This window comes from Streptomyces sp. MUM 203J, assembly GCF_022414595.1.
Classification (GTDB): Bacteria; Actinomycetota; Actinomycetes; order Streptomycetales; family Streptomycetaceae; genus Streptomyces.
In genome coordinates this window covers 204,614-217,298 of sequence record NZ_JADWYO010000002.1, presented here as the reverse complement: position 1 = coordinate 217,298, position 12,685 = coordinate 204,614, and the positions used below count along the sequence as shown (strand labels likewise).

Sequence of the window (12,685 nt, the reverse complement as noted above, 5' to 3'; positions counted from 1 at the left end):
GGGCCGCGGTCTCCCCGGTGGCTCAGCGGTCCAGCACCGTGAGGTCCTGGCGGGCCTCGGGGACCGCCACGTGCGACCCGTCGTCGGTGAGGGGCTGAAGAGTGAACATCTCGACCTCGCCCTCCTTCCGGGTCAGCATGCGGGCCGCGTGTACCTGGGCACCCGGGGCGGGCTCCACTGTCAGGGCGTAGGCGCCCTTCAGGCCGGACGGGACCGGTGGGGTGACCGCCTGGGTGGTGCCGCCCTTGACCGTGTACGTCTTCGTGGCGGGGGTTCCGCCCTCAGTGCCCGCCGACGCCGTCACCTTGACCTCGGCGTCGCCCTTGCCGGTGGCGGCGAGGAACAGCGTCGTGTTCTTGGCGGTGTTGCCCGCGATACTTCCCCGCTCGCCGACCGGGGAGGTCGCGGGGACGAACGCGACCTCCTGCTTCTCGCCGGCCCCGCGGATCACCCGCAGGGCCGCGACGACCGGTGTGGACCGGCCGGCCTGGGCCGGGGACAGCAGCAGCGATCCCGCCTCCCCGCTGGTGAGGTCCTTGAGGTCGGCGGCTGCCGTCATGCCGGACTTGACTCGGATGCTCTGCTGCACGGCCGGTGTGATCGTGCCCGTCGGCCCCATGAGCTGGATCTTCATCTCCGCGTCGTCCTCGCCGGGGGCGTACACGACAAGCTGGACGGAGGTGGCGTCGGCCGGGATGCCCGGCAGGACCAGGGTGGCGGCCGGGTCGGTGGACGCGGTGAGCCAGTCGCTGCCGAGCTGGTCCACCGCGGACTGCACCGCCGCGCCGACCCGTCCGCTGCGGGTGGTGACGTGCGCGGTGACGTTCGTGGCAGCCGGGTCGGCGGTGAGCGTGGACAGCAGGACCGGCACGCTGGACTTGGCCGGGACGCCGATGCCGTCGGTGAGCTGGGACTTGAGGGGGCCCTCGGGGCCGTACAGCTCGATGTCGACGACGGCGGCGGTGTCGTCGGGGTTGGTGAGGTGGACGTAGTCGCGGCGGTTCTCGGCGGTCGACACACCCGGGAACCAGAAGTCCGTGTCGGGCGGTGTGCAGCTCACGCCGAGCAGGCCGCGGGCGCCGCCCGCCGGGACGAGGGTGGTCTGCTGGGTGGTCCAGCCGGGGGCGAGGCGGCCGGACGCGAGGCCGATCAGGGCCGGGGCGGTGGCGCCGTCGGCCTCCGCGGAGACGGGGGTGCCGGGGGTGGTGGCGGTGAGCACGGCCTTGTCGGCGGCCGACGGCTTCGCCTTCTCGGTCTCCTTCTCCTCGTCCTGTTGTCCGTCCTGCTTGTCGTCGTCCTCGGCCGCGGTCGTGTCCCGGGACGGGGCCGAGGGCTTCAGCTCGGCCTTGTCGGTCTTCTCGGCCTTGCCGGTGCTCTTGTCGCCGCTCCCGGCCGGTGTGAACGACGTGTACGCCGTCTCCGCCACCTCCGAGGAGCTCGGTGCCGGGCAGAGCAGGCTGCTGCGTTCCACGGGCAGGCGCGCGGGGGCCGCTGTGCCCGGCGTCGCCGTGGCGGGGGTGTCCGGGGAGGTGATGGCGGCGACGCCGGTCAGGGCGGCGAGGGCGGTGGCGGCCGCGAGGAGGGAGAGGGTGCTGCGGTTCACTGGTGGCTGCTCCCGTCGGGACGCGGCTGACGCGGCTCGTTGTCGTGGCCGTACGCGTCGTACCGGCCGCCGTATTGCTGGTCCCCGTACTGCTGCTGGTCCTGGTACCCCTGGTCCTGGTACGCGGACGGATCGTAGCCGGGGGCCTGCCCGTACGGCTCCTGCTGGCCGTACGGCTGTGCGTACTGCTGCCCGTACGGCTCCTGGTGCGTCTGGTCGCCGCCGTAGGTCTGGCCGCCGTCCCAGTCGCCGTACGCGTGCGTGCCGGTCATGGCGTACGGGTCGGCGTCCTGGAGCGGCGCCTCCCCCGGCGCGGGGGGCGCGTCTCCGGGGTCGCCCCCGGCGTCCGCCCCGGGCCCGGCCGGTGTGGCTCCGGCCGCCTCGGCTTCTGCGGCGGCACGGAGACGGCGGGCGCGGCGGCTGTCGCCGGTGGTGTCCTGGGCAGGCAGGGCGACGGCCTCCTCGGGCAGGTCGTCGTCGATGGTGCGGCGCCGCCCGGGCAGGGCGAGGACCAGCAGGACGACGGCCAGGGCGCACTGGCCCCAGATCCAGGCCCGGTGGCTGAGGGGCGCCTGGTAGGTGAGGTCGAGCCGGCCGCCCTCGGCGGGGAGTTCGAAGCCCTGTGCCCAGTCGTCGACGGTGGTCCTGGTGAGGGGCTCGCCGTTGAGGGTGGCCCGCCAGCCCTCGTCGGCGCGGTCGGCGAGGCGCAGGACGCGGCCGGGGCCGCCGGGCTGGATGTCGGTGTGGGCCTCGACGGGGTCGGACTCGACCGGCAGTGGTTCCGCGGCGCTCTGCGCGCGTTCGTCGGCGCTGGGGACGATGACGACGCGGGCGACCTGCCGGTCGACCCGCCAGAGCGCGCTTCCGTCACGCTGGCTGAGCCGGGTGAGGCCCGGGGTGGCGTCGAGGACACGGCTCATGGCCCGGGGGGCGCCGTCGCGGACGAGGACGTACCTGATGGCGAAGCCGCTGAGTTCGGCCGTCTGGTCGGCTCCGGAGCCTGCGACGAGGTGGGAGACGACCTTGTCGAGGCGGGGGTCGCCGCCCCCGGCGGCGGTGAGTTCGGCGTCCCCGAGGCGGGCGCCGGAGCCACGGACGAGGGCGTAGCCGACCTTGGCCTCCGAGGGGCCGTCGAGGACGAGGGTGCGGGGCTGGTCGCGGGTGATGCTCTCCTCCGCGACGAACGCCGGGACCTGGCTGGGGTCGCGCCGTTCCAGGGGGCCGTCGGCGCCGCCGATCATCCAGCTCGCGGCCGAGATGCCGGGGCCGACGGCGGCGGCGAGGGCGACGAGGGCGGCGAGGGGCTGACGCCAGCCGAAGCTCTGGGCGGCGACGCGGGTACGGGCGCCTTCGGCACCGATCATGGCGGCGGCGAGGAGCGCGAGGCCGTAGACAAGGGTGGCGGGTCCGGCCCAGCCGGTGCCGCCGTCGCCGGAGCCGTTGGTGAGGACTGCGGTGAGGAGCCCGGTGAGAGCGACGGCCCAGGCCGTGTGGACGGCCAACCGGCGCTCGGTGCGCAGCAGCGCGCCGAGGGCGGCGAGCACGATGCCGAGCAGGACGAGTCCGCTGGTGGCGCCGGGGCCGCCGGGGCTGATGCCGAGCAGGTCGAGGGCGGTGGCGGGGCCGGTGGCGAGTTCGGCTCCGGCTTCCTTGAAGAAGGCGGCCGGGTGAGTGAGCAGGTCCAGGGACCAGGGGGCGAGGACCAGCAGCGGCGTTCCGGCGACGGCGAGGAGGCGGAGCCCGTACGCGGTGATGTCGTCGCGGCGCAGGGCGAGCGCGGCGAGACCGAGGACGACGGCGAGCGGCCACACGATGGGCGTGAACGCCATCGTGAAGGTCAGCAGGAGGGTGTACGCCCAGGTGGCACGCCAGCTTCCGCGCGGGGCGCCGGGTCCGCCGTCGCGCAGCCCGTACGCGGAGACGGCGGCGCGGGCGATGAGCGGCAGCAGGACGGCCAGGGCGGCGGTGCCGAGGCGGCCGGTGGCGAGGGCGCCGGTGGCCGCAGGCAGGAACGCGTACGCGATGGCGCCCCAGGCGCGCAGGAGGCGGGATTCGACGAGAGAGCGGGAGGCGAAGTACGCAGTGATGCCGGCGAGCGGGACGGAGCAGACCAGCAGGAAGGTGACGGCAAGTCCGGGGGAACCGAGGAACAGTCCGGAGAGGGCGGCGAGGAGCGCCAGGTAGGGGGGTGCGGTCTGGGTGCCTCCGGCGCCGAGGGGATGCCAGGCGTCGGCGTACCGGCCCCAGAGGTCCCCGACGGTGTCGGGAACGGGCAGAAGGGTGCCTCCGGCGAGGGAACCGCCACCGAAGAGGTTGCGGCAGGCGACGAGGGACACGAGGAGGAGCAGGGCGAAGAGGACCGGTCCGGGCTTGCGGGCGATCTTCTTGAGCCGGGCGAACTGCTCGATCTCCAGGTAGTCGGCGTCGTCGCCGCCGGGGCCGGATTCGACGGCGCCGTGGCGGGAGCCGCCGGAGTCGGTGTCGCGGCCCGCGAAGTTGGAGGCGATCTGTTCGACGGTGGCGCGGACGGTGGCGCCGGGTGGGGGGAAGAGGGGCCGGAGTTCGCCTGGTTCCGCGGCGTACTCGGACTCGTCGGCGGCGGCTCTGCGGGCTCTGCGGGCGGCGATGACGCGCTCGGGGCGCAGGAGGACGGCGAAGAGGCCCATGACCTCGTCGACGGCTTGGACGGGCGCCTTGCCCACGAGGTAGGCGAGGGTGCGCAGGAGGGTGCCGAGGACGAGGCGGACGAAGACGTACGGGAGGGCGAGGCCGCGGGTGTTGGTGAGGAGCGTGTAGACGGCTCCGGCCTTGTCGACGCGGTGCGGGTTGGCGACCGAGCGGCCGGCGCAGTCGACGGTGCGGCGCTCGCGGGAGGCCGCTTCGGCGTGCCGGAGGACGGCGTCGGGCGCGACGAGGACACGGTGGCCGGCGGACTGGGCGCGCCAGCACAGGTCGACGTCGTCGCGCATGAGGGGCAGGCGGCGGTCGAAGCCGCCGAGTTCCTCGTAGACGTCGCGGCGGACGAGCATGCCGGCGGTGGAGACGGACAGGACGGGCCGGATCTGGTCGTGCTGGCCCTGGTCCTGTTCGCGGCGGTCGAGGCCGGTCCAGCGGCGTCCGCTGTTGGCGATGGTGACGCCGACTTCGAGGAGCTGCTTCTTGTCGTACCAGCCGCGCAGCTTGGGGCCGATGACGGCTGCGTACGGGTCGGAGTCCGCGACGCGGAGGAGTTCGGCCAGGGCGTCGGGGGCGGGGGCGCAGTCGTCATGGAGGAGCCAGAGCCACTGGACGGGTTCGCCGTGCGGGAGTTCGGGCATGTCGTATGCCTCGTCCCGCCAGGTGCGGCTGACGGGGTCCCAGCCGCTGGGCCGCTTCAGGTAGGGCAGGTCGTCGGGGCCGAGGGCGGGCGCGGTGCGGGCGGCCTCGTCGACGGCGGCACCGAAGCCGGTGCGGCGGGCGAGGTGGAGGACGCGGTCGTCTCCGATGGCCTCGCCGACGAGCCGGGCGGAGTCGTCGGCACTGCCGGTGTCGGCTGCGACGGCGTACTGGACGGGGCGCTCCTGGCCGAGGAGTCCGGCGAGGGCGTCGGGCAGCCAGCGGGCGCCGTCGTGGGAGACCAGCACCGCGGTGACGACGTGCCGGGGGAACTCGGGCTGTTGCGGCGCGGAAGCGGCGCCGAACGCGGCGGTGGTGGCGGTCATCGGGGTACGGGCCCTCCGGCCAGGGGGGCGCCCCCGGCTCGGGGGCGGCGGAGCGTCTCTGACGGGGCTCCACACTAATGGCTGGCACGGAGGCGGTCGGCCGCCCTGTGGATAACACTTGCCGCCGCACGACGGGGCTCTGGCCCGGACCCCTCGGCCGGGGCCGAGCCCCGGCGCGTCACGAGACACCGCACATCAGCACGAGAGGGGACGCATCACCGCAACCGGGGATATCCGGCGACAGGGTTGGGAACCGGATGCCGGGCTCCGCCGAGCGCGCCCCCGACAACCGGCCGGAGCCGGCCGCGCCGTGGGCGCCGTCGGGCCGGAGTCAGACCGCGGCCTTCTTGAGGCGGCGGCGCTCACGTTCGGAGAGACCACCCCAGATTCCGAAACGCTCGTCATTCGCGAGTGCGTATTCGAGGCATTCGGACCGGACCTCGCAGGCGAGGCAGACCTTCTTGGCTTCACGTGTGGAGCCGCCCTTCTCGGGGAAGAACGACTCGGGGTCGGTCTGGGCGCACAACGCGCGCTCCTGCCAGCCGAGTTCTTCGTCCGCGTTCTCGACCAGCAGTTCCTGGAACAACTCGGTCATGTGCGCCCCTCGTCGGTCATTACGTCCCCGTGATGCCGCCGTTTCCGTTTTCGGCCGAACGACACGAGTGAAATTACAAGTGTGAGGCTCCGGGGCAGTCAAGCCGAGATCTGCTATTGAGCCCGGTATTCACTCTGCGGAACCAAGGCCGTGCAGAAAGTGTTCAAATCGTCAAAAATGAGACACATGCCGTCACGGCCCTGGCGTCCGCGCTCGCGGCACCTCACGCAGGGAGAGACGACCGCGGACTCGATCTTGTTGCAATCGGAACGGTGAAGCGATCCGGATCACAGTCAGGTCACGAGGTTCTGTGACCCACTGTCCTCCCTTCAGCGCGGATGCATAAACCTTTCTTCAGGTGACGTAACCGGATGTGATGAAACATTGAGCCCAAACCACGCATCGGGTTGACAGAGGGAACGGCCGTCGGCCACTTTGGTGGGCATGCCAGCGACCGCAGCGCCCTCCGCGCCCCACGACCTCCGTGGGTTCCGTCGCGCTGCCCTCGTGCGCTGTTGTTGTTCCTGTAGCTGTTGCTGTTGACGCCGTAAGGCTCCAGCGCAGTCACTCCCCCACCGGGCAGGCCTGATCCAGTCGGCCGTGTGCCCCGGGTGAAACGCAGTGATCCGCAGGGATCCCCCGTAGTGATCCGTATCCAATGATCGTCGAGCCTCGTTCGACCGTGCGTCGACCGACACCGCTCCGCTCTGCCGAGGAACCAACGCACCCCATGAACGACGACAGCACGACCAGCGGCAACCCGACCGGCACCGTCACGGCCGACGCGACCGCCACCGCCACCGCCACCGCCACCGCCACCGACGACAGCGACCTGCAGATCGCCGGTGACATCCTCGCAGTCCAGCATCTGCTCCAGCCCGCGAAGCAGCACCCAACCACCGTCGCGGAGTTCGCCGGACTGGCCCGCTCCATCGCGGCCGACCGCGGCCAGTGGGCACATCTCGTCGCCTACGACGCCACGACCCGCTGGTACCACCGGCTCCGCACGGGCCCCGGCTACGAGGTGTGGCTGCTGTCCTGGCTGCCGGGCCAGGGCACCGGGCTGCACGACCACGGTCCGTCGTCCGGCGTGATGACCGTGCTGGAGGGGGAGCTGACGGAGCATTCGGCGCGAGGTGCACGAGTCCTCGACGGGAGCGGGCGCGGGGGATGGGGCAGGGTGTTCGCGCCCGGTCATGTGCACGAGATCGTCAACGACTCGCTCGAACCGGCCGTCAGCCTGCACATCTACTTCCCCGGCCTGACCGAGATGCCGATGCACGCGGCTCGTCCCCTCACCCGTTCGGTGCCTGGGGTTGTCCACAGTGCGGATGTCGTCCACAGTCTCTGAGGCGAGCGAGCGGGCTGTCGTGTCCGCCTGACAGACTGCTGTGCATGCGAGTTGTGGTTCTGGCCGGCGGCATCGGTGGTGCCCGTTTCCTGCGTGGTCTGAAGAAGGCCGCGCCCGACGCGGACATCACGGTCGTCGGCAACACCGGCGACGATATCCATCTGTTCGGGCTGAAGGTCTGCCCGGACCTGGACACGGTGATGTACACCCTCGGCGGTGGCATCAATGAAGAACAGGGCTGGGGACGGGCGGACGAGACGTTCCAGGTCAAGAGCGAGCTGGCCGCGTACGGCGTGGGGCCGGAGTGGTTCGGGCTCGGGGACCGGGATTTCGCCACGCACATCGTCCGCACGCAGATGCTGGGCGCGGGCTATCCGCTGAGCGCGGTCACGGAGGCGCTGTGCGACCGGTGGAAGCCGGGGGTGCGGTTGCTACCGATGTCCGACGACCGGGTGGAGACGCATGTCGCCGCCGAGGTCGACGGGGAGCGCAAGGCGATCCACTTCCAGGAGTACTGGGTGCGGCTGCGCGCCTCCGTCGACGCACAGGCGGTCGTGCCGGTGGGTGCCGACCAGGCCAAGCCGGCGCCGGGTGTGCTGGAAGCGATCGCGGATGCGGACGTCGTGCTGTTCCCGCCGTCGAACCCGGTGGTGAGCATCGGCACGATCCTGGCGGTGCCGGGGATCCGGGAGGCCATCGCGGACGCGGGCGTGCCGGTGGTCGGACTGTCCCCGATCGTGGGGGACGCTCCGGTGCGGGGTATGGCGGACAAGGTGCTCGCAGCGGTGGGCGTGGAGGCGACGGCGGCGGCCGTGGCCAAGCACTACGGGCCGGGGCTGCTGGACGGCTGGCTCGTCGACACGGTGGACGAGGGCGCGGTGGCGGAGGTGGAGGCGGCGGGCATCCGCTGCCGGGCGGTTCCGCTGATGATGACGGACGTGGAGGCGACCGCGGCGATGGCCGGCGAGGCCCTGCGGCTCGCGGAGGAGGTACGGGGATGACACGGCGGGGGGACGTGGAGGGGATGGCCGCCGGGGGGCCGGAGGATGCCGGGTCGGAGGCGGGGACGGGGCCCGTCGGGGTTGCCGCCGGGGCCGGTGGGCCGGATGACGGCCTGGACGGTGGTCCGGCCGGTGGTGCCGCCGGAGGTGTGAGCCATGGTGCGGTCGGTGGCGTGGAGGATGGCGGGTACCGGGTATGGGCGCCTGGAGGGGTGCCTGAGGTGCAGGAGGGCGATGAGCCGGCGAAGCTGATCGCCATCGCCGAACCGGGGCTGGCCGACGGGGACATCGTGCTGGTCACGTCGAAGATCGTGAGCAAGGCGGAGGGGCGGGTCGTCGCGGCCGACGACCGGGAGGCCGCGATCGACGCGGAGACGGTACGGGTGGTCGCCCGGCGCGGCACGCTGCGGATCGTCGAGAACCGGCAGGGGCTGGTGATGGCCGCCGCCGGGGTGGACGCCTCCAACACCCCGTCCGGCACGGTCCTGTTGCTGCCCGAGGATCCGGACGAGTCCGCGCGGGCGATACGGGCGGGGCTGCGGGATCTGCTCGGTGTCACCGTCGGGGTCGTGATCACCGACACCTTCGGGCGGCCGTGGCGGAGCGGCCTGACGGACGTGGCGATCGGCGCGGCCGGGGTGCGGGTCCTGGACGACCTGCGGGGCGGCACCGACACCTACGGGAACCCACTCGTCGCAACCGTCGTGGCCGGTGCCGACGAGCTGGCCGCCGCCGGTGACCTCGTGAAGGGCAAGGCGACCGGACGCCCCGTCGCCGTCGTACGAGGGCTGGCGCACCTGGTGACCGGGGACGGGGAGGACGGGCCCGGGGCTCGGGCTCTGGTGCGGGACCCCGGGAGCGACATGTTCCGGCTCGGTACCTCGGAGGCGATACGCCGCGCGGTGACGCTGCGGCGGACGGTGCGGGCGTTCACCGACACCCCCGTGGATCCCGGTGCGGTGCGGCGCGCGGTCGCCGCGGCGGTGACGGCGCCCGCGCCGCACCACACGACACCGTGGCGGTTCGTGCTGCTCGAGTCGTCGCGGGCGAGGCTGCGGCTGCTGGACGCGATGCGGGACGCGTGGGTGGACGATCTGCGGCGGGACGGGCTGGGCGAAGAGGCCATCGCCCGGCGGGTGCGGCGGGGTGACGTACTGCGGAACGCGCCGTACCTGGTGGTGCCGTGTCTGGTCGCGGAGGGCGCGCACACCTACGGGGACGCGCGGCGGGCGGCGGCCGAGCGGGAGATGTTCGTGGTCGCGGCGGGTGCCGGGGTGCAGAACTTCCTGGTCGCGCTGGCGGGTGAGCAGCTCGGCTCGGCGTGGGTGTCGTCGACGATGTTCTGCCGGGACGTCGTACGGGAGGTGCTGGAGCTTCCGGAGAACTGGGACCCCATGGGGGCGGTCGCCGTGGGTCATGCGGCGGAGGCGCCGAAGGAGCGGGCAGCGCGGGAGGTGGGGGACTTCGTGACGGTGCGGTGAGTGCGCGGGGCCCGGGCCCGCTGGTCGTCCGCCGTTCCGGCCCTCCCCGGTGACCGGGACTCCGCCCCGGGCCCCGGTGTCGCGCGTGGACGGTGTTCGGCACGCCGTACGGCTGAAGGGGCGCCCACTGCGGGGGCGTGTCTAGAGGCCGGCGATGTCGCGGACGCTCATGCGGGGAGCGCGGCGGGGCGGGGTGTGGCCGCTGAGGAGGATCAGGCGGACGGCGCGGTGGCGCTGGCCGGCGTACGGCTCCAGGAGCCGGAGCATCTCGGTGTCGTCGGCGTCCCGGTTGTCGCCCAGGGCGTGGCCGATGACACCGGGCAGGTGGTAGTCGCCCACGCTGACGGCATCGGGGGCGCCGTTGCTGCGCTGCACCGTTTCGGCGGAGGTCCAGGGGCCGATGCCCGGGATGAGTTCCAGGCGGCGGCAGGCGTCCTCCGGGACCATGGCCGACGCCTCCTCCAGGCGGGGAGCCACCCGCACGGCCCGCAGGACGGTTGCCGAGCGCTTGCCGTCGACTCCCGCGCGGTGCCAGTCCCAGGACGGGATCCCCGCCCAGGTGCGCGCGTCCGGCATCACGTACATGCGCGGTTCGCGGCCCGGGACCGCCGGGCCGGGCGCGGGCTCGCCGTACTGGCGGACCAGCAGCCGCCAGGCCCGGTAGGCCTCGTTCGTCGTGACCTTCTGCTCCAGGATGGACGGGATCAGCGACTCCATGACCAGTCCGGTGCGGGTCAGGCGCAGGCCGGGCCGACGGTGCAGGGTGGTGGCGAGCAGGCGGTGGCGGGGGGTGAACGCCTCCGGGCCGTCCTGTGCGCCGAGCAGGTCCGGGAGGGTGTCCAGGAGCCACTGGGCGCCGGAGCCCCAGGCCTGGGCCTCGACGGTGCCGCCGGCCATGTTCGCCGTGACGCGCAGGGTGCCGGGACCCTCCGGGGTGCGGGTGGTGCGCCATACCGCGCCGTCCGGCGCGGGGCGGAAGGTCGGGTCCGCCGGGCCTCGGCGGAGGGGCGCCAGGGTGAGGCCCAGATCCAGGGGCCAGGGCGGACGCCAGGTCCGGGTCCGGCCGGTGTCGGCGCCGCTGCGGGGCCGACCGGGGCCGTTGCCCGGACCGGGGGGGTGGGCCGGACCGGTGCGGGTCTGCCACGGGCTCGTACCGCCGTGGCCCGGGCCGGCGTGGACACGCCCCCTGCCGGCACCGGTGCCGCCGGGGCCGGTGCCCGTACCGGGGGTGCGCGCCGGGGGTACGGAGCGCGTGGGCTCGGGGCCGGTTCCGCCGGGGCCGTCCTCCGCCGGGTTCCCGGCCTCGGCCGGGAACAGGTGACTCGCCACGCCCTGGGTGGTGCCTGCCTCCACAGCTGAAGCGACCAGATCCCCACCCGCTGCGGGGGCGGCGTTCCCCCGAGCCCCGGTGGTGAACGGCGCGGCCTCCGGATCTGCGGCGACGGCCCCGGCCACGGCGCTGCCCGCCGTGGGGGCGGCCGTAGCCGTGCCCGCCGTGGGAGCGGACGTGCCCCCGTCCGCCGTGGGGGCGGAGGTGGGTTCGGCCTGCGCGGCCGGGTGGATGGCCGAGGTGTGACGGGGGACGTAGCGGCCTGCCACTGGGGGCTCCGGAGGGGTGGGGTCGGCTGGCGGTGGGGCTCTGGACAGGGTAGCCCCGCGCTGCCTGAAGCCCGGTGCTGCTCAGGTTCCGGCCCGCCTGGCCGCGGCCCCGCCGTACCCGGGCTCCGGCCCGCCTGGCTGCGGCCCGCTCGCCTTGGCCTCGGGCTCCTACTGGTCCGAGGAGAAGCGGATGGAGCCGGCGGTGAGGCGGGCGTCGCACCAGACGCGTACGCCGTCGCGGAGTTCGTTGTCCGGGCCGATCTGGGCCCCGTCGCCGATCACCGCGCCGTGCAGGATCGAGCGGGCGCCGATCCGGGCGCCTTCGCCCACCAGGGAGTCCACGATCAACGCACCCGGCTCCACGACCGCGCCGGACATGATGACGCTGCCTTCCACGGTGGCGCCCTCGCCCACCGTCGCGCCCGCGCAGACGACGGTGCCGCCCGTCAGCTTGGCGTCCGGGGCCGCCGTCGCGCCCTCCAGTACCAGGCGCTCGCCGTGCCGCCCGGGCACCGCCGGGGAAGGGGCGCGGCCCAGGACGAGGTCGGCGGAGCCGCGTACGAACGCCTGCGGGGTGCCGAGGTCCAGCCAGTACGTGGAGTCGACCATCCCCTGGAGGTGGGCGCCGGAGGCCAGCAGGTCCGGGAACGTCTCACGCTCGACCGAGACCGGGCGGCCGGTGGGGATGGAGTCGATGACGGAGCGCCGGAAGACGTACGCGCCGGCGTTGATCTGGTCGGTGACGATCTCCTCGGGCGTCTGCGGCTTCTCCAGGAAGGCGGTGACGCGTCCGGTGTCGTCCGTCGGGACCAGGCCGAAGGCGCGGGGGTCCTCGACCCGGGTGAGGTGGAGGGATATGTCGGCGCCGGAGGTGCGGTGGGTGTCGACCAGGGCGCGGATGTCGAGACCGGTCAGGATGTCGCCGTTGAAGATGAGGACCGGGTCGTCCGGGGCCGAGTGAAGCCGCGAGGCGACGTTGCGTATCGCGCCGCCGGTGCCCAGCGGCTCCTTCTCGGTGACGTACTCGATGTGCAGGCCGAGCGCGGAGCCGTCACCGAAGTACGGCTCGAACACCTCGGCCAGGTACGAGGTCGCCAGCACGATGTGCTCGACGCCGGCCGCCCGCGCGCGGGCCAGCTGGTGGGTGAGGAACGGCACTCCCGCCGCCGGCACCATCGGCTTGGGCGTGTTGACCGTCATGGGCCGCAGCCGGGTTCCCTTGCCACCGACCAGGAGGATCGCTTCTGTCACCTTGTCGTCTCTGCTTCCTACTGGGGCCGGCCGATGGGTCACGCGCTGTGTCGTGGTGTCTGATGCGTGTGTGCGGCTCCGCGTTCCGCGTTTCGCGTTCCGG

8 protein-coding genes are annotated in these 12,685 nt (G+C 73.6%); 3 read left to right on the top strand and 5 right to left on the bottom strand.

Features of this window, described 5'->3' with window-relative positions:
• Positions 1–22: 22 nt before the first annotated feature.
• The 3 genes from I3F58_RS02635 to I3F58_RS02625 form a co-directional block, all read right to left on the bottom strand.
• On the bottom strand, positions 23–1,603 hold the full coding sequence (locus tag I3F58_RS02635) for a DUF5719 family protein (RefSeq protein WP_240106500.1): 1,581 nt from the start codon (positions 1,601–1,603) through the stop codon (positions 23–25).
• A complete protein-coding gene (locus I3F58_RS02630; RefSeq protein ID WP_240106499.1) occupies positions 1,600–5,304 on the bottom strand; it encodes a glycosyltransferase in 3,705 nt (1,234 codons plus the stop codon). The genes I3F58_RS02635 and I3F58_RS02630 overlap by 4 nt, the downstream gene beginning before the upstream one ends.
• Positions 5,305–5,635: 331 nt before the next feature.
• Positions 5,636–5,899 carry a WhiB family transcriptional regulator gene (locus I3F58_RS02625; RefSeq protein ID WP_240106498.1) on the bottom strand — a complete coding sequence of 88 codons (264 nt, stop codon included), beginning with the start codon at positions 5,897–5,899 and terminating at the stop codon, positions 5,636–5,638.
• A gap of 730 nt (positions 5,900–6,629) precedes the next feature.
• On the opposite strand from I3F58_RS02625, the gene I3F58_RS02620 reads away from it, so the two are divergent.
• From I3F58_RS02620 to I3F58_RS02610, 3 genes are read left to right on the top strand one after another with little or no spacing between them, the layout of a single operon-like run.
• Entirely contained in the window at positions 6,630–7,250 is a 621-nt protein-coding gene (locus I3F58_RS02620; RefSeq protein WP_240106497.1) for a cysteine dioxygenase family protein, read from the top strand.
• A 44-nt stretch (positions 7,251–7,294) separates the two neighbouring features.
• Positions 7,295–8,251, top strand: coding sequence for a 2-phospho-L-lactate transferase (gene cofD, locus I3F58_RS02615; RefSeq protein WP_240106496.1), 957 nt, complete (start codon positions 7,295–7,297; stop codon positions 8,249–8,251).
• 23 nt (positions 8,252–8,274) lie between these two features.
• Entirely contained in the window at positions 8,275–9,732 is a 1,458-nt protein-coding gene (locus I3F58_RS02610; protein WP_374207894.1) for a coenzyme F420-0:L-glutamate ligase, read from the top strand.
• A 141-nt stretch (positions 9,733–9,873) separates the two neighbouring features.
• Here I3F58_RS02610 and I3F58_RS02605 read toward each other — a convergent pair whose 3' ends face one another.
• Positions 9,874–10,764, bottom strand: coding sequence for a DNA-3-methyladenine glycosylase (locus tag I3F58_RS02605; protein ID WP_240106528.1), 891 nt, complete (start codon positions 10,762–10,764; stop codon positions 9,874–9,876).
• 735 nt (positions 10,765–11,499) lie between these two features.
• Positions 11,500–12,582 (bottom strand): sugar phosphate nucleotidyltransferase, encoded by a 1,083-nt coding sequence (locus I3F58_RS02600; protein ID WP_240106494.1) that lies wholly within the window; start codon positions 12,580–12,582, stop codon positions 11,500–11,502.
• Positions 12,583–12,685: the final 103 nt, after the last annotated feature.

Excerpts from the sequence above, each read along its gene's own strand:
- I3F58_RS02620 (WP_240106497.1), top strand. The coding sequence starts at position 6,630 with ATGAACGACGACAGCACGACCAGCGGCAACCCGACCGGCACCGTCACG.
- I3F58_RS02630 (WP_240106499.1), bottom strand. The coding sequence starts at position 5,304 with ATGACCGCCACCACCGCCGCGTTCGGCGCCGCTTCCGCGCCGCAACAG.
- I3F58_RS02625 (WP_240106498.1), bottom strand. The coding sequence starts at position 5,899 with ATGACCGAGTTGTTCCAGGAACTGCTGGTCGAGAACGCGGACGAAGAA.
- cofD (WP_240106496.1), top strand. The coding sequence starts at position 7,295 with ATGCGAGTTGTGGTTCTGGCCGGCGGCATCGGTGGTGCCCGTTTCCTG.
- I3F58_RS02610 (WP_374207894.1), top strand. The coding sequence starts at position 8,275 with ATGGCCGCCGGGGGGCCGGAGGATGCCGGGTCGGAGGCGGGGACGGGG.